General features: G+C 71.6%; 18 protein-coding genes. 7 read left to right on the forward strand and 11 right to left on the reverse strand.

The annotated features are described in order from the left end of the window. Positions 1 to 44 precede the first annotated feature (44 nt). The 4 genes from AC3EO4_RS47600 to AC3EO4_RS47615 all read right to left on the reverse strand — a co-directional run bounded on the left by AC3EO4_RS47600 (position 45) and on the right by AC3EO4_RS47615 (position 2,775). Positions 45 to 1,355, reverse strand: coding sequence for a CHRD domain-containing protein (locus AC3EO4_RS47600; RefSeq protein WP_431902643.1), 1,311 nt, complete (start codon positions 1,353 to 1,355; stop codon positions 45 to 47). A 168-nt stretch (positions 1,356 to 1,523) separates the two neighbouring features. Next, positions 1,524 to 1,922 carry a hypothetical protein gene (locus AC3EO4_RS47605; protein ID WP_431902645.1) on the reverse strand — a complete coding sequence of 133 codons (399 nt, stop codon included), beginning with the start codon at positions 1,920 to 1,922 and terminating at the stop codon, positions 1,524 to 1,526. Between the two features lie 2 nt (positions 1,923 to 1,924). Then, positions 1,925 to 2,224 carry an anti-sigma factor family protein gene (locus AC3EO4_RS47610; protein ID WP_431902646.1) on the reverse strand — a complete coding sequence of 100 codons (300 nt, stop codon included), beginning with the start codon at positions 2,222 to 2,224 and terminating at the stop codon, positions 1,925 to 1,927. After that, complete coding sequence (locus tag AC3EO4_RS47615; protein ID WP_431902648.1) at positions 2,221 to 2,775, reverse strand: sigma-70 family RNA polymerase sigma factor; 555 nt, start codon at positions 2,773 to 2,775, stop codon at positions 2,221 to 2,223. The genes AC3EO4_RS47610 and AC3EO4_RS47615 overlap by 4 nt, the downstream gene beginning before the upstream one ends. A 461-nt stretch (positions 2,776 to 3,236) precedes the next feature. Between AC3EO4_RS47615 and rsgA the strand changes: the two genes are divergently transcribed. Together rsgA and AC3EO4_RS47625 are read left to right on the forward strand one after the other, a co-directional pair. Next, positions 3,237 to 4,337, forward strand: coding sequence for a ribosome small subunit-dependent GTPase A (rsgA, locus tag AC3EO4_RS47620; protein WP_379574021.1), 1,101 nt, complete (start codon positions 3,237 to 3,239; stop codon positions 4,335 to 4,337). A 58-nt stretch (positions 4,338 to 4,395) separates the two neighbouring features. Then, entirely contained in the window at positions 4,396 to 5,025 is a 630-nt protein-coding gene (locus tag AC3EO4_RS47625; protein ID WP_379574022.1) for a phosphoribosyltransferase, read from the forward strand. Positions 5,026 to 5,036: 11 nt separating this feature from the next. Here the strand turns inward: AC3EO4_RS47625 and AC3EO4_RS47630 are convergent, their stop codons facing one another. Further along, entirely contained in the window at positions 5,037 to 5,501 is a 465-nt protein-coding gene (locus AC3EO4_RS47630; protein WP_431902650.1) for an ATP-binding protein, read from the reverse strand. Between the two features lie 178 nt (positions 5,502 to 5,679). Between AC3EO4_RS47630 and AC3EO4_RS47635 the strand changes: the two genes are divergently transcribed. Together AC3EO4_RS47635 and AC3EO4_RS47640 are read left to right on the forward strand one after the other, a co-directional pair. Then, the gene (locus AC3EO4_RS47635) at positions 5,680 to 6,570 is read left to right on the forward strand and encodes a helix-turn-helix domain-containing protein (protein WP_431902652.1); all 891 of its coding nucleotides are present in this window, start codon (positions 5,680 to 5,682) and stop codon (positions 6,568 to 6,570) included. Positions 6,571 to 6,634: 64 nt separating this feature from the next. Beyond that, on the forward strand, positions 6,635 to 6,868 hold the full coding sequence (locus AC3EO4_RS47640; RefSeq protein WP_192773818.1) for a DUF397 domain-containing protein: 234 nt from the start codon (positions 6,635 to 6,637) through the stop codon (positions 6,866 to 6,868). Between the two features lie 152 nt (positions 6,869 to 7,020). Here the strand turns inward: AC3EO4_RS47640 and AC3EO4_RS47645 are convergent, their stop codons facing one another. The 4 genes from AC3EO4_RS47645 to AC3EO4_RS47660 form a co-directional block, all read right to left on the reverse strand. Further along, positions 7,021 to 7,332 carry a WhiB family transcriptional regulator gene (locus tag AC3EO4_RS47645; protein WP_192773819.1) on the reverse strand — a complete coding sequence of 104 codons (312 nt, stop codon included), beginning with the start codon at positions 7,330 to 7,332 and terminating at the stop codon, positions 7,021 to 7,023. Between the two features lie 101 nt (positions 7,333 to 7,433). Next, a complete protein-coding gene (locus AC3EO4_RS47650; RefSeq protein ID WP_379574025.1) occupies positions 7,434 to 8,348 on the reverse strand; it encodes a sucrase ferredoxin in 915 nt (304 codons plus the stop codon). Between the two features lie 78 nt (positions 8,349 to 8,426). Then, a complete protein-coding gene (locus AC3EO4_RS47655) occupies positions 8,427 to 9,908 on the reverse strand; it encodes a glycerol-3-phosphate dehydrogenase/oxidase (RefSeq protein ID WP_431902654.1) in 1,482 nt (493 codons plus the stop codon). Then, positions 9,905 to 10,402, reverse strand: coding sequence for a TetR/AcrR family transcriptional regulator (locus tag AC3EO4_RS47660; protein WP_431902656.1), 498 nt, complete (start codon positions 10,400 to 10,402; stop codon positions 9,905 to 9,907). Before AC3EO4_RS47660 ends, AC3EO4_RS47655 begins: the two co-directional genes overlap by 4 nt. 32 nt (positions 10,403 to 10,434) lie before the next feature. Between AC3EO4_RS47660 and AC3EO4_RS47665 the strand changes: the two genes are divergently transcribed. After that, positions 10,435 to 11,973: an FAD-binding oxidoreductase gene (locus AC3EO4_RS47665; protein ID WP_431902684.1), complete on the forward strand. Its 1,539-nt coding sequence runs from the start codon at positions 10,435 to 10,437 to the stop codon at positions 11,971 to 11,973. On the opposite strand, the gene AC3EO4_RS47670 is transcribed toward AC3EO4_RS47665, so the two are convergent. Next, the gene (locus AC3EO4_RS47670) at positions 11,942 to 12,325 is read right to left on the reverse strand and encodes a hypothetical protein (protein ID WP_379574028.1); all 384 of its coding nucleotides are present in this window, start codon (positions 12,323 to 12,325) and stop codon (positions 11,942 to 11,944) included. The two genes, AC3EO4_RS47665 and AC3EO4_RS47670, sit on opposite strands and share 32 nt — an antisense overlap. Positions 12,326 to 12,426: 101 nt before the next feature. Between AC3EO4_RS47670 and AC3EO4_RS47675 the strand changes: the two genes are divergently transcribed. Continuing rightward, positions 12,427 to 13,917: a metallophosphoesterase family protein gene (locus AC3EO4_RS47675; protein WP_379574029.1), complete on the forward strand. Its 1,491-nt coding sequence runs from the start codon at positions 12,427 to 12,429 to the stop codon at positions 13,915 to 13,917. Between the two features lie 303 nt (positions 13,918 to 14,220). Further along, positions 14,221 to 15,816: a bifunctional 3'-5' exonuclease/DNA polymerase gene (locus AC3EO4_RS47680; protein ID WP_431902657.1), complete on the forward strand. Its 1,596-nt coding sequence runs from the start codon at positions 14,221 to 14,223 to the stop codon at positions 15,814 to 15,816. 387 nt (positions 15,817 to 16,203) lie between these two features. On the opposite strand, the gene AC3EO4_RS47685 is transcribed toward AC3EO4_RS47680, so the two are convergent. After that, positions 16,204 to 17,478: an MFS transporter gene (locus AC3EO4_RS47685; RefSeq protein ID WP_431902658.1), complete on the reverse strand. Its 1,275-nt coding sequence runs from the start codon at positions 17,476 to 17,478 to the stop codon at positions 16,204 to 16,206. Positions 17,479 to 17,582: the final 104 nt, after the last annotated feature.

Genomic DNA, 17,582 nt, shown 5'->3' on the forward strand with positions numbered 1-17,582 from the left:
CCCTGGGGGAGGGGCGGCGGGGACCTGTGGGGAGGAACGAACGGTCAGCCGAGGAAGAGATAGTCCGAGCCGTACGGCACCTGGATCCTGGGCTGCCTGCGCGGGTCGCACGCCCCGGCGGGAGCCGCGCCGCCGACGGTGTTCAGGCGCAGGATCTGCGTCGCGTGTGCCAGCAGCCCCTGCCGCGCGCCCGCCTGCGTGGCGTCGAGGACCAGCTCGGGGATGACGCCCTCACCGTTCGGGCGCCTGCTCGCCACCTTGCCGCGAACCGCGCTGCCGTCGGGGGCGATCCACTGGGGAGGCCCCGCCGCGGGCTTCACGAACGAGTGCCTGATGCCGCGCTGCAGCTTGGCGGTGACGCCCAGCTGGGTGAAGGCGTGGCCGCCGCCCGGCTGCTCGGTGCAGGCGTAGATCTGGGCGCCCTTGGCGACCGCGGCGGTGACCGCGCGCGGGTGGTCGAACCGGCCGCCGGACAGCTGGCCGCGCACCGCGCCGCCGGAGAACTCGACGGTGTGCAGGTTGGAGTAGTAGCGCGAGGGGTCGGCGGCGATCCGCCTGACGATCGCCCGCTTCACGGGGGTCTCGCCTGCGATGCCCGTGAGGTTGGCGGGCAGCCCCTTCTCCGCGGCGAACAGGTCGGCCACCACGTCGCCGTTCCTGCCCTTGACGCCCTTGTGGAGGTGGCCGTTCGTCGGGGCGGCGACGCCCGTCCAGGTCGCGGTGTAGGCGATGGCCGCGCCGTTCGGCCGCAGCCACCAGGTGGCCTTGCCGTCGGCGTCGCCGCGCTTCTTGCCGTCGGGCGCCTGGACCTCCTGGGCGCCGTCGGCGCGGGAGGAAAGGACCGCCTGGTTGCTGCCGTGCAGGACGCCGTCGAGGTCGACGGGCCTGGCGAGGCGGTGGAACTGGCCGCGCACGGCCCCCTTGGGGAAGGCGGCGTTGTGCAGGTTGGCGTAGAAGCCTCCAGGGTCGTCGATCAGGGACCGCAGCACGGCCTGGTCCTCGACGGCCACCGTGCCGGTGACCCCCAGCACGCCCGCGGGCAGCGGCTTGGTGAAGAACTCGAGCTTGACGTCGCCGTTGACGCCTTTGGCGCCGAGGTGGACGTGGGCGGCGCGGGGAGCCTCCACGCCGTTCCACCGGATGGCGAAGGAGACCTGGTCGCCGCTGATCCGCAGCACGACGGTCGAACGGCCGTCGGCGTCGCCCTTGACGCCCACCTCGTTGGCACCGCGCAGCCCGGCGGCGAGGTAGACGTCGTCGTCGGAGCGGCGGGCGTCGGCGTGGGCGCCGAGGGCGGGCAGCACGGGCAGCACGGCGGCGGTGAGGAGGCCGGTGGCGAGAATGCGCTTGACCATGATGGTGAACCTCTCAGGGGAGTCGTTCCGTCAGTCGGGCAGTAGTACGGGGCCCTGCCGACGGCGGGTTCACCACGTGGACCGGTAAAAGTACACACAAGAGAAAAGCGCCTCTGACCTGGGGAGAGGGCACGACAAAGCCCCCTCCCGTGCGGCGAGGGGGCTCTGTCAGATGTCGAAGGTAAGTAAGGTCTTACCTGCTGTCGTGACGACCTCGAACCTGTCGATCCCGGCGCGCGGGAACGGGCTGCCGCCGTGCATGTAGAGCGGCGTGGGCGAACCCGGCACGCCGTACCCCGACGGCGGCACCGACCAGCCGGTCATGACCCTGCGCTCGCCCGTGGTGGAGACGGCGAGCAGCTCGCACTCCAGCGGGCCCTTCACCCCGGCCAGCATGAGCGCGGCGTGCGTGCCCCAGCCCTTGTCCTCCAGCACCAGGCCACCGCTGGCGCCCGCCGTGCTCGTGCCGCGGATGGGGGTGCCCATCGCGTAGAACTGCTCGGCGGGGCCCATGTCATGGCCCGCGTGCGCGGCGGGCGCGCCCGAGCCGCCGATCGCCGAGCCCACCGTCACTCCGCCGGCGACCAGCGTGATCGCCGCGGCGACGCCGATGGCCAGCGTGCCCGCCTCGTCCGCAGGTCGCGCGCCTTCTTCCTGCTGAGCAGGTCGGCGATCTCCTGGTGGGACGGCTCCTCCTCCCCGACGGGGTCCACCCCGGTCAGCGCGCTGGCCACGCCCGAAAGGTCGGTGAGCTCCGCCGTACACGAGGGGCATGAGGACAGGTGCGCCTCGAAGGCGCGCCTGTCGTCCTCCTCCAGCAGGCCGAGAGCGTAGGCGCCCACGTCGGTGTGCTCGATCCTCGAGGTCACGCCGTCACCCCTCTCTCCTCCAGAGCGACCCGCAGCGCGCGGACGGCGTAGTAGACCCGCGACTTGACCGTGCCGACGGGAATGCCGAGGATCTCGGCGGCCTCGTTGACCGAGCGGTCCCTCAGGATGGTCTCGTTGAGGATCTCCCGGTGGGCGGCCGACAGCGACCGCATCGCGTCTGACACGACCACCTGGCGCAGGAGGTCCTCCATCTGGTCGGGAATCGGCACGCTCTCCAGGGGGCCCTCGCCCGTCTCCTGGGGGCGCGCGTCCTTGCGGCGGCGTTCGTCGATCACGATACGCCTGGCGACCGTGGCCAGCCAGGGCATGAGCGACACGGCGCCGGGGTCGAGCGTGTCGGCGCTGCGCCACGCCCTGATCATCGTCTCCTGCACGACGTCCTCCGCGAGCTGCTGGTCGCCCGCGGTCAGCCTGAGCACGAACGCGAGCAGCGGACGGTGGTACTCCTCGTAGAGCCTGGCCATGACCAGCTCGTCGTCGGGATCCCTGACCGGGCGTAAGCGCCTGAGCCAGGAGCGCGGGCCTGTCACGGTATCGGCTCCCTGAGGGGGACAGGTGGTCTGTCGCGTCATCGCCCGATCCCTGGGTCGCGGATGGTCCTACGGCAGGCAGTACGCGCCCCGCTCGGCCGCGGGTTCAACCGTTCCCGGAATCCTTCCACGGCGTACGCCGTACCCGCCTCCAGGATGAGGCGCCCATGACGCACGAGGACGGCGACCACGGGGCGACGACTTCGAGTTCGGACTCCAGCGCGTTCTCGACGCAATCGCCGCCATGATCGGCGGGACGGCCCGGTGACCGGGGGAGACGCCGAAAATGATCGATCGTCGCACCGGGTGACGTGATAATGTGCGACGAAGGCAGACGGCCACGACACAAAGGGAGGTGGGGAGCATGCGGGTCTTTCTGAGCTGCTCGCTGTCCGAAAACCTCCGGGTGCCCGCCTGACCGTTCCGCCGCGGGGCCCGGCTTTCCGAAGGGTACCCAAAGCGTGACTTCGCACGATCTTTCTCTGCTCGGCTGGACCGATTCGCTGGCGGCCGAGCTACCCACCGACACGATCCCCGGGCGGGTGGCGCGGGTCGACCGCGGCGCCGCCGAGGTGATCGCCGCCGATGGGCACCACCACGTCAAGTACGGCGCGCGTGTCCGGCGCGCCTCGGCCGACGACCCGGTCGCGCTGCCGTGCGTGGGCGACTGGGTGGCGCTCAGAGCGCTGCCCGAAGGACGCTACGAGCTCGACGAGGTGCTGCCCCGCCGTACCGCGTTCGTCAGGGGCGGCGTCAGCCGCGTCTCTCGCGGCGGGCTGTCGGGCGACGGCCAGGGGCAGGTGCTCGCGGCCAACGTCGACCTCGTCTTCGTGGCCGAGCCATCCATGCACGCCACCGACTTCGCCGACCTCGGCCGTATCGAGCGACTGGTCGCCCTGGCGTGGGAGAGCGGCGGCACGCCCGTCGTGCTCATCACCAAGTCCGACCTGTTCGACCAGGGGCTGGACGAGCTGCTGGCCGACGTCGCGGCGGCGGCGCCCGGCGTGCCCGTGCACGCCGTCTCCTCGATGCTGGGCGAGGGCGTCTCGCTGGTGCGCGAGCACATCGCGGGATCCCGCACCGCCGTGGTGCTCGGCCCGTCGGGCGCGGGCAAGTCCACCTTGGTCAACGCGCTGGTCGAGGAGGGGGTCATGGAGACCCAGCAGGTCCGCGCGGCCGACGGCAGGGGACGGCACACCACCGTGCACAGGGAGCTCATCCCGCTGCCCGGCGGCGGGCTGATCATCGACACGCCGGGCATCAGGCGGGTCGGCCTGTACGAGATGACCGACGGCGTCGACCTGGTCTTCGCCGACATCGAGGAGCTGGCGAGGTCGTGCAGGTTCGGCGACTGCGGACACGACGGCGAGCCCGGCTGCGCCGTGCGCGCGGCGATGGAGTCGGGCGAGCTGCCCGAGCGCAGGCTGGAGAGCTGGTTCAAGCTCCAGCGCGAGGCCGCGTGGATGGCGGGCAGGACCGACGCCAGGCTGCGCAAGGAACAGCAGCAGAAGTGGAAGATCATTCACAAGGAGATGCGCAGGTCAGGCCGCAACCGCCCCTAGCCGATACCCGGGTGCGCTCACGGCGCTAGGAGGCGCCGGGTGCGGGTATCACTCGGGCATGGGGCATCTGTTCACCGACAGAGCCGAGGCAGGCGCCCTGCTGGCCGAGCGTCTGCGCGGGCTGAAGGACCCCGTCGTGCTGGCACTGCCGCGCGGCGGGGTGGCCGTGGCGGTGCCCGTGGTGCGACGGCTCGGCGGCGTGCTCGACGTCCTGGTCACCAGGAAGATCGGCTACCCGGCCCAGCCGGAGCTGGGCGTCGGCGCCATGGCGGAGGACGGGGAGCCGGTGTTCGACGAGCGGCTGATGACCAGTCTCGGCCTGACGCGCGCGGCCCTGGAGAAGGTGGTCGAGAGCGAGCGGGCCGAACTGGCGCGCAGGGTCCGGGTCTACAGGGGGAACAGGCCGCTGCCCTCGCTGACGGGCCGCGACATCGTGGTCGTCGACGACGGTCTTGCCACGGGTGGTACGGCGAGGGCGGCACTCAGGTTCGTGGACGCGGCCAAGCCGGGCAGGCTCACCCTCGCCGTGCCCGTCGGGGCGCCGCAGACGGTCAGGGCGTTGCGGGCCGAGGCCGACGAGGTGGTGGTGCTGGCCACGCCCCCGGACTTCCACGCGGTCGGGCAGTGGTACGGGAGCTTCGAGCAGCTGAGCGACGCCGACGTGCTGGCGCTGCTGGCGAAGGAGTGACGCGCGCCGCCTCAGCTGAGCGCGGCCCAGACGAGCTTGCCGCCCCCGGCCGGATAAAGCCACCCCCAGGCGGTCGTCAGCGCCTCGATGAGCGGCAGCCCCCTGCCGAACTCGGCCAGGAAGCCGGACGTCGCGGTCACCGGTACCGCGCCGCTGAAGTCGCGCACCGCGCACCCGAGCCGGCGCCGGGAACAGACCAGCCTCAGCGACCTGGCGCCCCCGCCGTGTCTGATGGCGTTGGTCACCAGCTCGGAGACGACGAGCTGCGCGTCGAACACCGCGTCATCGGAGTCCCAGCCGGTGAAGGTGGTGCGCACGAAGGACCTGGCCACCCCCACGACGGCCGGGTCCGCCGGCATGGGGAAGTCGAGCACCGCCGCCTCGTCGCCTGGCGGGCTGCCTGACAGCAGGGCGCCGAGCCAGTCGGGCGGTGCGGTGCCCGTGGCGGCGTGCCATGGTGCTGCGGAAGTGGTCATGGAGATCCCCGGGGCTCGGATACTTCGCGCGGTCCAAGTGACCATATTTACGGCGGGGGCTTACAGATGCAAGACTTTTCGTGTTTTACGGATGCAAGTCGCAAATGCACGTGCGGCATGGCCGATTCTCCCCACGATCCGTGTCACACTGTGATCTTTCCCTGAAAGGAGTAGGCGCGTGGAAACCGCGGAGAACGTGCGACCCCTGAGCTCCACCCAGGGCGGCGGCCCGACGGTTCTGCGCATCCTGCTCGGCGCCCAGCTCAGGAGGCTGCGCACCGCGAAGGGAATCTCCAGGGAGGACGCGGGCTACGCGATCAGGGCCTCGCACGCCAAGATCAGTCGTCTGGAGCTCGGCCAGGTCAGCTTCAAGGAGCGCGACGTCGCCGACCTGCTCACCATGTACGGCGTGAGCGACCCCGACGACCGGGCGAGGTTGCTCGACCTGGCGAGGCAGGCCAACCAGCCCGGCTGGTGGCACAAGTACAGCGACCTGCTGCCGAACTGGTTCGAGGTCTACATCGGCCTGGAGGGCGCGGCCTCGATCATCCGTACTTACGAGAACCAGTTCGTCCCCGGCCTGCTGCAGACGCCGGAGTACGCCAGGGCGGTGATCTCGCTCGCGCACGACAAGGCGCCCAAGAGCGAGATGGAGCGCAGGATCACGCTGAGGACCACCAGGCAGGAGCGGTTGAGGGGGGACCGGCCTGTCGCGCTGTGGGCGGTGCTCGACGAGGCGGTGCTGCGCCGCATGATGGGCGGGGCCGAGGTCATGCGCGGCCAGATCGACCGCCTCATCGAGGCCTCCGAGCTGCCGAACGTGACGGTGCAGGTCATGCCGTTCGACAGGGGTGGCCACGCCGCGGCGGGCGGGCCCTTCTCGATCCTGCGCTTCCCCGAGCCCGAACTGCCCGACGTGGTCTACATGGAGCAGCTGTCGAGCGCGCTCTATCTGGACAAGCTGGGTGAGTCCGAGCACTACATGAAGGTCATGGACCGTCTCAGCGTGCAAGCGGACACTCCCGCAGAAAGCAAGCGTTTTCTGGAGCGATTGCGCAAGATCTTCTAGTTCGTCGTATCCTCGTGCCCTGCAAGCACCGATGCACGTGCATCCGCACGCACGAGGAGGAACCATGGGGGAGATTCCCAACGGCATCACCGCGAGCAGCCTCGCGGTGGCCTGGCGCAAGGGCAGGCGCAGTAATCCGAACGGCAACTGCGTGGAGGTGGCCGCCCTGCCGACGGGTCAGTACGCGGTGCGCAACTCCCGCTTCCCCGACGATCCCGCACTCATCTACACCAAGGCGGAGATCACCGCGTTCGTGCTCGGTGCGAAGGACGGGGAGTTCGACGACCTGATCGCCTGAAGACTTCGGGCATCGCGGTCGGCCCCCTCAGGAGGCGCGGGACTCAGCGGATGCCGATGGTGCTTGATCAGGCAGTTGTCCCGACCGGGTTCGAGTTGGTCATCGGGACAACTGCGTGATCACGCTGTTGCTGGACGCTGCCGGGGTGGAACTCAGGCGGCGGAGATGCCGGCGCTGGCCGCGCGGCGCATACGACGGCGACGCTCGGAGGCGCGCTCGTCCTCGTTCAGACCGCCCCACGTGCCGTACTTCTCGGGCCGGGACAGCGCGTAGTCAAGGCACTCGGCGCGAACGGGGCACTGGGCGCAGATCGCCTTGGCCTTCCGCTCGCGGACGTCACGCTCGGGCTGCCGCTCGCCATCGGGACCGAAGAAGAGCACGAGGTCCTCACCTCGGCACGCGGCATCATCCTGCCAACCCCAGCTGGGGCGCGGGCGGGCGATCTGCCGACGTACCTGAGACATGAGAAAACCACCTTCGTGAGAGGTATTTCAGTGTTTGAGCCGCATTGGACGCTTTCGGCGTCACTGGTCCAACGCAGGAGTACGCCGTGATGTTCCCGTGATCAGGCGAGGGCGGGCGTGGCGTACCGCACAGGCGCGAGCCTGTCCAGCGAGACCAGCCGGTAGGTGGTGATCGTCTCGGCGCAAGCCGTACCACACGGTGTTTGGAACACCGATGGCTCAACCACAACCTGGAACCGGACATCACCGCAGCGCACGATGGCTTCGGTGACGTCGCCGTCCGACCTTGAGGATTCCACGGCCACTCCGCCTACCGACAGCTCACCCGTGTGGGCACGGGCGAAATGTTCGGCGGCCTGCAATGGCTCAGGGATGCCTGCGCGTCCCCGGAAACGGTCGAGAATCACCTCGCCGGACCGGTACGCGTTGGCCGCTGCGATCGCAGCAGCCTGAGACATGCTGCCGTAGAAAATTCCGTGTGGCAAGCACACGAGGTTGGCGGCGTAGCGATCGCCGCCAACATGTGAGGTTTCCCACACTCTGCCCGGCAAAACTTCTGCCAGGCGGCGAGCGAGGGGTAGTCCAATGCGGGCGCAGCACGCATTGCGCTTGGCGTGCGTGCAGACCAGAAATACCGGCTCGTCTTCAAGTATGCAGGACTCTGGGACCACTCCGGCCACCACGGCGTCCAAGTCAAGATCGTCGGGACCTGCGATGACACCGCTGGCCAACCAGGGGTTCTCGCCCGCCGCGTAGCCGACTAGCACACGGATGCCCTGGTCCCGCGGACGGGTCCGCCTGCCGGGGCGGCGGATCAGCTGGGGCCTGATACCGCGTTCCGAGGCTCTTCGCACGAGTTCCGCGATCTCTTCAGGAAGTTCGCAGTTTTCCAGGTGCGAGGCCCACGGGCCCTCGTGCTCGATGAGCAGCCACAGGCGGGCGCCGACCGTCGCGCTGGCGAGGGTCGGCACGTCACCGGTGTGACAGCCGACCGGATGGTCGCACCCCTTGGCCATGCGTCACCTTTCCCCGAACGCCTTATTAGGTAAGACTAACCTAACGGTTCGGGTAGGGTGCGCGGGGCCGACACGCGCTCAGAGCGTGAGGGCCAGGCGGGCCGCCGCCAGCGCCGCGTCCCTGTCCTCGGGGATCAGCCCGATCCTGGTCCGCCGGTCGAGCAGGTCCGCCTCGTCGAGCGCGCCCTCATGCCTGACCGCCCACACCAGCTCGCCGAGCGAGCGGCCGGCCCCGACCGGCTCCGGGTGCAGCTTCACCAGCTCGTGGACGCCGGCGGCCTCGCCGCCGTACCGCTCCACGAGCTCCGGGGGACCTCCCCGCTGGTCGGCGCCGACCAGCGGGACCCGATGCGTCACGCAGGGCCCCGCGTGCAGGCCCCGCAGCCGGACGGCCGCGTCCACGGCGTCCTGAGCCATCCGCCGGTAGGTGGTCAGCTTCCCGCCGGTGACGGTGATCACCTCGTCGGGCGACGTCAGCACCGCATGCCTGCGCGACAGGTCGGCCGTGCGTCCCTCGGCCTCCAGGAGCGGCCTCAGGCCGGCGTAGGCGCCCGCCACCTGGCTCCGGTCCACCGCGGCCTCCAGGACCGTGTTGAGCACCGCCAGCAGCGCGCTCACGTCCTCCTCGGGAACCTCGGGCACGTCGGGTACGGGCCCGTCCACCGGCTCGTCGGTCAGGCCGACATAGACCCGCCCGTCGTGCTGGGGCAGGACCAGCGCGAACCGGTTGCTCTCCCCTGGAATCGGCACGTGGAGCCCGGCGCGCAGCCCGGGAAGCGCCTGTCCGCGCAGAACCAGGTGGGTGCCGCGCGAGGGTCGCAGCCTGATCTCGCGGCTCAGCTGCCCCGCCCACACGCCTGCCGCGTTGACCACGACGCTGGCCCTGATCGTGAAGGACTCGCCGGTCAGCTCGTCACGCACCTGGGCGCCGTCGCGGTGCAGCTCCAGCGCCCTGCATCTGGTCAGGATCCGCGCGCCGTGGCCGGCCGCCGTACGGGCGATCGCCACGACGAGGCGGGCGTCGTCGACCAGCCGCCCGTCCCATGACAGCAGGGCCCCGCGCAGGCCGTCCCCGCGCAGCGGCGGTGCCAGCTCCCTGGCCTTGCCCGCGGGCAGGCGCGAGGGCCCCGGCAGCAGCCTGCGCGGCGTGCGCGCGGCGGCGCGCAGCCCGTCGCCCATGCGGTAGCCGGTCATGACCAGCGCCGCCTGCCCGCGCGTGACGGCAGGGGTGAGCGGCAGCAGGTACGGCGCGGCCCTGACCAGGTGGGGGGCGGTGCGGGTGAGCAGGATGCCGCGCTCGACCGCGCTCTCGTGGGCCACTCCCACCTGGCCCTTGGCGAGGTACCTCAGCCCGCCGTGGATCATCTTGGAGCTCCACCTCGAGGTGCCGAAAGCCAGGTCGTGCGCGTCGATCGCGGCCACCGTGAGCCCGCGCGACGCGGCGTCGAGTGCCACGCCCGCTCCTGTCGCGCCCAGTCCCACGACCAGCACGTCGACGGTCTCGTGGCGGACCCTCTCCAGCTCGGCGAGCCTGCGGGCGGCGTTCAGCGAGGTGTTCATGCCAGGTACCTCTCCAGGAGGGTCGCCAGTTCGGCGTCGAGGGTCGAGGGGTCGTCCATGGTGTGGGCCGACAGCAGGAACGACTGGGCGGTCAGCAGCACGGCGCGCGCCCGCGCCGGGCTCATGCTCCGCTCGAGCACCGCGAGGATCGCGTCGTGGCTCGTGCCCCTGCGCATGGTCAGGTACGGCAGCAGCAGTTCGGGGTCGACGTCGACGATCTTCCGCCACAACGGATGCTCCCTGAGCGTCCGCACGCCCTGGACCACCGCCGCGACGGGGTCGGACAGGTCGAGACCCTCCACCACGGCCAGCCACTCGCGGGTCATCAGATCCGCGACCAGGCTGCCCACGTCCGGCCAGCCGCGGTAGATGGTCATCCGCGACACCCCGGCCCGCCGCGCCACGTCGGTCAGCGTCGTACGCCTGACCCCGTAGGCCAGCACGCATGCACGCGCGGCATCCAGAACGACGTCATTGTGACGAATTGCCGTCATGTGTCACAGTGTAAGGCGTGGAGAACGAACCGATGCTGTGGAGCGGCTGGGGCGACCCCGCCAAGGCCCGCGAGCTGCCCGAACAGATCCGCACGCTCCTGCACGACCTCATGGGGGTGAGCGAGCCGTCGGCGGCCGCGGCCTTCGACGAGGTGCGGCTCCCTTCCCTCTCCCTGCCCGACGCGGCGGCGGCCGAGTTGCGCGACGTGGTGGGCGAGGCCCACGTGCGCTCCGACCACGGGTCCAGAGTCAGGCACACCCGCGGCAAGTCCACGCCCGACCTGTTGCGCATGCGCGCCGGCGACGGCTCGGAGGCCCCCGACGCGGTCGTGCTGCCCGGGTCGCACGAGGAGGTGCTGCGCGTCCTCGAGGTGTGCGGGCGGCACGGCGTGGCGGTCGTCCCCTTCGGCGGCGGCACCTCGGTCGTGGGCGGCCTCGTCGCAGGGAGCGGCGTGATCGCCCTTGACCTGGCGCGGCTCGACCGGCTGGTCTCGGTCGACACCGAGTCGATGGTCGCCGTGCTGGAGCCAGGACTGCGCGCGCCCGACGCCGAACGGCTGCTGGGCGAGCACGGGCTCACGCTCGGCCACTTCCCCCAGTCCTACGAGTACGCCACGCTCGGCGGCTTCGCGGCGGCGAGGTCGAGCGGCCAGGCCTCCGCGGGATACGGGCGATTCGACGACATCGTCGTAGGCATGACCGTGGCCACTCCCACGGGAACGCTCGACCTCGGCCGGGCGCCCAAATCCGGCGCGGGACCCGACCTGCGGCAACTCGTCCTCGGCTCCGAGGGCGCCTTCGGAGTCATCACCTCCCTGCGCCTGCGGGTGCGCAGGATCCCCGCGGAGACGGTCTACGAGGGATGGCGCTTCGAGTCGTTCGCGGCGGGCACGGCGGCGATGCGCACGCTCGCGCAGTCGGGACTGCTGCCCACCGTGCTGCGGCTGTCGGACGAGACCGAGACGATGATCGGCCTGGCCAAGCCCGAGGCCATCGGCTCGGGTGACTCAGGCTGCCTGCTGATCGCGGGCCACGAGAAGGACCGCCACGGCGCGGCCGCCGCCCTGGCCCAGGCGGGCGGCACCTACCTGGGCGCCGAGCCGGGACAGGCGTGGGAGCACGGCAGGTTCGCCGCGCCGTACCTGCGTGACTCCCTGCTCGCCGCGGGCGCCACCGTCGAGACGCTGGAGACCGCGGGCTTCTGGGCGAACCTGCCCAGGCTCTACGACGCGGTACGGCTGTCCCTGCTCGGCGAACTGGGCACGCCGCTGGTCATGTGCCACATCTCGCACGTCTACGAGACCGGCGCGTCCCTGTACTTCACCGTGGTGACCGAGCGGGGTCTCGCCGAGTGGGAGAACGCCAAGCGGGCGGTCAACGCCGCGATCGTCGCCGCGGGCGGCACGATCTCGCACCACCACGGCGTCGGCAGGGACCACAGGGAGGCCTACGCCGAGGAGATCGGCCCGCTCGGCGTCGAGATCCTGCGCGCGGTCAAGGAACGCCTCGACCCTGCGGGGATCATGAACCCGGGCGTGCTCATTCCTTCTCCGCCTCCGCCAGCAGCATGAACGCCTCCTCCTTGCGGCCGAGGGCGGTCAGCACCTCCGCCGTGCAGCCGAGCGCCATGACCAGCGGCGCGCCGCCGATGCTCCTGGCCAGCCCGAGCGCCTCCTCCGCCAGCGGCAGCGCCATGGCGGGGCTGCCGCGCGACATCAGATGTCTGGCGCCCGTCCGCAGTGCCCTGGCCAGCAACCCCGCGTACGCGACAGGATCGCGGGCCGCCAGCACGCGGGCGTCCGCGATCGCCCTCTCCACGCTCCTCATCGCCCCGCCGCCGAACCCCCGCTGCGTCGCGGCATAGGCGAGCAGCCCCTCGACGGCGTCGGCGCTGATCCCATCCCCTGAACCGGTGCGGGCCATCCCCAGCCCCCCGCAGCATCGACAACCGCTTGCTTGGGGGTGAAGGCTACCGCACGTGGTCGCTCGATGACAGGGGCGAGAGATCAGGTAAAGATATGGTCATGGTCGAAGTCGCCGCGGAACGTGGAAAGCGGGTCTCCTCCCGCACCTCGGAGGAGGGCGCCGGATGGCGCTGCCAGCAGATCGGGACCTTCAAGGAACTGCGGCCCGACCGCGACTCCTTCTCCTGGTTCCACCCTCGCACGCTCTGGCGCTCCCGCAACGAGGTCCTTTCCGGCCTGTTCGGCGACCCCTCGGGAGAGGTACGGCGGCGCTGGGTCGAGGCGCAGCGCGACCGTGGTGTGGACGGCGACTTCAGGATCAGGCAGGGGCTCGGCAAGAGCTACAGCTTCCTGCTCATGGGCGACCCGGGCGAGGGCGACGCCTCACAGTACGCCGTGGTGCCGGGGCTGCTGGCGATCGGCGAGGACACCTCGTTCGCGGTGATCGCCAGCGACGTGATCTACCCGACGGGAGCGGGCAACGACTACCCCCACAAGTTCTTCCGGCCGTACAAGGACTACCGGGCGCCCATCTACGCCGTCCCCGGCAACCACGACTGGTACGACGGGCTCGGCGGGTTCATGCGGGTCTTCTGCGACGCGCCCCCGCTCAGACCCAGGCCCGACAGGGGGCTGCGCGGCCTGCTGTGGCGCAAACCCGAGCCGATCGACGAGGCGGCGCTCGCCGAGGCCCGCACGTTACGGGGCGCCCCTGCGCAGCAGGGCGTGCAGCCCGCCCCCTACTGGGCGATCGAGAGCGAGAGCCTGCTGATCGTCGGCGTCGACACCGGCATCGACGGCCTGATCGACAGGGAACAGGCCGCGTGGCTGCGCCGTACCTCGCTCGACCCACGGCCCAAGATCCTCGTCACCGGCAAGCCGATCTACACGCGCAACGTCTACAAGCCCTCGCCGCTGGAAGGCGGAGGGACGATCGACGACATCGTCCGCGACCCCGCGCACCGCTACGTCGCGGCGATCGGCGGCGACGTGCACAACTACCAGCGCTACCCGGTCAGGGTCGGCGACCGCGTCATCCAGTACGTGGTCGCGGGAGGGGCGGGCGCCTTCATGCACGCCACGCACACGATCGAGCGGGTGGACGTGGCAGGCGTGCACGAGGACGACTTCAAGTGCTACCCGCTGCGCGGCGACTCGCTGTCGTTCTACAGCCAGTTGTACGCCAAGCGGCTGCGGATGCGGTGGCTGTACCTGACGCCGAGCGAGGCGGCCTGCATCATGGCCGACCGCGTCAAGAACACTCCTGTGCGGCAGGTCGACCCCAACGTGACGATCACGCGCAGGATGAGGTGGGCGGCGCGTGTGCTCGGCGCGTGGCCCATGCCGCTGCGGCTGCCGGTGGGCAGGGTCTTCCACCGGTATCTGTCGGAACTGTCGGACTGGGACACGCCGCCGTTCTTCAAGAGCTTCCTGCACCTGAAGGTGACGCCCGCGGCGCTGACCCTCCGGTGCTTCGCGGCGACGGGATGCCTGCCGCAGGAGCTCGACCCGCCGCTGGAGGACGAGGTGACCATCTCCCTGACCCCGTGAGCCCGCCCCGCCCCGTTCCGGCCCGCCCCGCCCCGTTCCGGCCCGCCCCGCTCCGTTCCGGCCCGGCGGCCACGGCGACAGCAGGTCCCTGCGGGCCCTCCGGCCCTCTCCCCGGCGCCGCAGGCTTCGCCTGCCACGCGAGCCCTCCGCCTGCCACGCGAGCCCTCCGCCCGGGCACGCAGGCTCCGGCCGCCCAGGCACGCGAGCTCCTCGGCCGGGGGCTCATGGACCGGGGGCTCATGGGCCGGGCAGCCAGGGTCGCCATCCGGGGGAAATGTCGGTGCGGCCTGGCAGGCTGGAGGCGTGTACGTCGCCCTGACCTCAGACTCCTCGGGCGGCGGGACGCTGCGCCCGGTCGAGGGCCAGGCCCGCCGCGTCGACGACCTGGCCGCCGCCGTACGGGAGCTGGAGCCGCGCCGTCCCCGCTGGGTGTGGGCCGACGCACGACAGGTCTACCCGGCGCTGCTGGCGGCGGGCGTGCGGGTGGCGCGCTGCCACGACCTGACGCTCACGGAGGCGCTGCTGCTCGCCCACGAGGGCAGGTACGGCGAGCCGCGCTCGGCCGAGGCCGCCCACGCCAGGCTCCACGGGCTTCCCGTGCCCGAGGACGGTGACGAGCCCACCGCCAGGCAGGACACGCTGTTCGAGCCCGAGAGGGCCGAACTGGGCGCCGACGCGCTGGCCGAGATCCTGGCCGACCAGCTCGCCAGGATCGAGGCGCTGCCCGACCCCGGCAGGTTCAGGCTGCTCGTCGCCGCCGAGTCGGCGGGCGCGCTGATCGCCGCCGAGATGGGCCACGACGGCATGCCGTGGCGGCGTGACGTCCATGAGGAGCTGCTCGCCGAACTGCTCGGCCCGCGGCCCGTCCACGGCATGCGGCCCGCCAAGCTGCAGGCGCTGGCCGACCAGGTGTCGGCGGCGTTCGGCCACCCCGTCAACCCCGACTCCGTGCAGCAACTGGTCAAGGCGTTCAAGTCGGCCGGCGTGGCGCTGAAGACCACCAGGTCGAGTGAGCTCAAGCAGGTCGACCACCCCGCCGTCGCCCCGCTGCTGGCCTACAAGGAGCTGGCCCGGCTCTACAGCTTCCACGGCTGGGTATGGGCCGACCAGTGGGTGCGGGAGGGGCGCTTCAGAGCGGAGTACGTCGTGGGCGGCGTCGTCTCGGGCCGCTGGGCGACCAGCGGCGGAGGGGCGCTGCAGATCCCGAAGGTGATGCGCAAGGTCGTGGTGGCCGACGAGGGCTGGGCGTTGATCGTGGCCGACGCCGCCCAGCTGGAACCGAGGGTGCTGGCCGCCATGGCGGGCGACAGGGGCTTGGCCACCGCGGCGGGCGAGATCGACCTCTACTCCGCGCTGGCCAAGGCCTTCGGCGGCGAACGCGACAACGCCAAGATCGCGATGCTGTCCGCCATGTACGGCGGGACCAGCGGCGACGCGCCCAAGCTGCTGGCCGTGATGCGGGAGCGCTTCCCCCGCGCCTACCGGTTCGTCGAGGACGCGGCCAAGGCGGGGGAGGAGGGCAAGCTCGTCAGGTCGTGGCTCGGCCGTACCAGCCCGCCGCCGTCGCAACGCTGGAAGGATCTGGTCTCCGGGCCCGACGGGGCTCGGGCGGCCCGCGACAGGGGGCGCTTCACCCGCAACTTCGTCGTCCAGGCCACGGCCGCGGAATGGGCGCTGGCGCTGATGGCCGTGCTGCGCGGGCTGCTGCCCGAGCCCGCCAGGCTGGTGTTCTTCCAGCACGACGAGGTGATGGTGCACTGCCCGCTCGACCAGGCCGAGCAGGTGACCGCCGCGGTCGCGACGGCGGCGACGGAGGCGACCCGGCTGCTGTTCGGGGCGACGCCGGTGCGCTTCCCGATGGAGGCGGTCACCGTCTCCTGCTACGCCGACGCCAAGTGACCCCCGGTCGTCCCACCCGCTCTTCCCGGACGCCAAGTGACCCCCGGTCGTCCCACCCGCTCTTCCCGGACGCCAAGTGACCCCCGGTCGTCCCACTCGCCCTTCCCGTTGGACCGCCCACCTCGATCCCGGGTGTCCTGCCACGGCCGGCCCGCGGACTCCCAGCCCCTACCCTTGCGTCCCCATCACCGCGCCCCCGACTTCGTGGCCACCGCTTCGTGGCCACCGCGCCGCCGACCCTCTGAGCGCCGCCAGTAGGCCTCTGGGGGCCGGTGGGCGGGCGAGGCGGCGACGCGTGTGATCGGTTCCACGGGCGGGGCGATCTTCACGCTGTGGTGTGGACGGGGCCAGGGCCTGGAGCCGATGGGTTCGTGGGGTCGGAGCCGGTCAGGCGGCCGGTGCGATCCGGCCCGATCGCCCTCTGAGGGCCAGCCACAGCCCCGTGATCGTGACCATGGCGCCCACGACCAGGCCGAGCATGCCGTAGGACAGCGCACCCACGATCGCGCCCGCCACGATGGTGCCCGTCGCGCCGCAGACGTTCATCAGCAGGTCCGACAGGCCCTGTACGGCGGGGCGGCGCTCGATGGCGACCGACTCCGACAGCATGGCCGAGCCCGCGACCAGGCCGCAGGACCAGCCGACGCCCAGCAGCACCAGTCCTGCCGTCACCTGCCCGACGTGGTGCTCGCCCGCCGTACCGGCGAGCGTCGCGGCGGCCAGCAGCAGCGCCATGCCGAGGACCAGTACGGGCAGCTTCCCGAGCTTGTCGGCGATCCACCCGACCAACGGCGACAGCACGAACATGCCCGCGATGTGCAGGCTGAGCACCAGCCCGATGACCTCCAGATGGGCGCCCTCGTGGTGCAGGTGGACGGGGGTCATCGACATGACCGACACCATCGCGGTGTGGCTGACGGCGATCGCCAGCAGCGCCATGCGGGCGGCGGGGGTGGCGCGGAGGGTGTCCCAGGCGTCCCTGATCGTCCTGGACCCGGCCGCGGCGGGGGCCGCTGTGCCGCTGAGCCGCCTGGCGAGGACGAGCGGGTCGGGCCGCAGGCCCACCATGATGATGAGGAGCGCGACGGCGAAGGAGATCGCGGCGAACGCGAAGGGGCCCGCCGTGGGCACCAATCCCAGGTCGATGCCGAGCCCGTCGGCGGGCGCGGCCAGGTTCGGCCCGGCCACCGAGCCGATGGTCGCGGCCCACACCACCAGCGACAGATGCCTGGCGGCGTGACCCGGCGGTGACAGGTCCGTGGCCGAGTAGCGGGCGGCCAGGTTGCCCGCGCTGCCGCCGCCGACCAGCACCAGTCCCGCCAGCAACAGCGGCCACGAGGCGATCGTGATCGCCAGCACCGAGATCAGGCATCCGGTCAGCGCCGCCAGGTACGTCAGGCCGAGGCCCGCCCTGCGCCCGCCCTTGCCCGAGACCTTCGCGGCGGGCAGCGCCAGGATCGCCGCCCCCAGCACGGTCGCCGTGCCGGCCAGGCCGCTGACGGCCTCGGAGCCCGACAGCTTGAAGACCACGAGGGAGCTGAGCGCCAGGCCCACGGCCACGCCGACGCCGCCGGTGATCTGGGCGCCCGAAAGGACGGCGAGCGTGCGGCGCTGCACACCCTCGACTGACGGAGTTTCGGGCTTGGTGGGGCTGGTGGTCACCGGTGAAGTGTCGCATAGCCCTCAACATCACCCCAAAGCGGACGAAGATCGCTCCCGTGAGTCCCCCGAGAGCCGGGCCCCACGCGTGCGGGACGGCTCCACGT

It is taken from the genome of Nonomuraea sp. bgisy101 (assembly GCF_057708945.1).

What these genes read in the sequence shown, in the direction of transcription:
- AC3EO4_RS47600 (WP_431902643.1), bottom strand. Translation starts at nt 1,355, where the DNA reads ATGGTCAAGCGCATTCTCGCCACCGGCCTCCTCACCGCCGCCGTGCTG.
- AC3EO4_RS47625 (WP_379574022.1), top strand. Translation starts at nt 4,396, where the DNA reads ATGGGGCATCTGTTCACCGACAGAGCCGAGGCAGGCGCCCTGCTGGCC.
- AC3EO4_RS47630 (WP_431902650.1), bottom strand. Translation starts at nt 5,501, where the DNA reads ATGACCACTTCCGCAGCACCATGGCACGCCGCCACGGGCACCGCACCG.
- AC3EO4_RS47640 (WP_192773818.1), top strand. Translation starts at nt 6,635, where the DNA reads ATGGGGGAGATTCCCAACGGCATCACCGCGAGCAGCCTCGCGGTGGCC.
- AC3EO4_RS47645 (WP_192773819.1), bottom strand. Translation starts at nt 7,332, where the DNA reads ATGTCTCAGGTACGTCGGCAGATCGCCCGCCCGCGCCCCAGCTGGGGT.
- AC3EO4_RS47650 (WP_379574025.1), bottom strand. Translation starts at nt 8,348, where the DNA reads ATGGCCAAGGGGTGCGACCATCCGGTCGGCTGTCACACCGGTGACGTG.
- AC3EO4_RS47655 (WP_431902654.1), bottom strand. Translation starts at nt 9,908, where the DNA reads ATGAACACCTCGCTGAACGCCGCCCGCAGGCTCGCCGAGCTGGAGAGG.
- AC3EO4_RS47660 (WP_431902656.1), bottom strand. Translation starts at nt 10,402, where the DNA reads ATGACGGCAATTCGTCACAATGACGTCGTTCTGGATGCCGCGCGTGCA.
- AC3EO4_RS47665 (WP_431902684.1), top strand. Translation starts at nt 10,435, where the DNA reads ATGCTGTGGAGCGGCTGGGGCGACCCCGCCAAGGCCCGCGAGCTGCCC.
- AC3EO4_RS47670 (WP_379574028.1), bottom strand. Translation starts at nt 12,325, where the DNA reads ATGGCCCGCACCGGTTCAGGGGATGGGATCAGCGCCGACGCCGTCGAG.
- AC3EO4_RS47675 (WP_379574029.1), top strand. Translation starts at nt 12,427, where the DNA reads ATGGTCGAAGTCGCCGCGGAACGTGGAAAGCGGGTCTCCTCCCGCACC.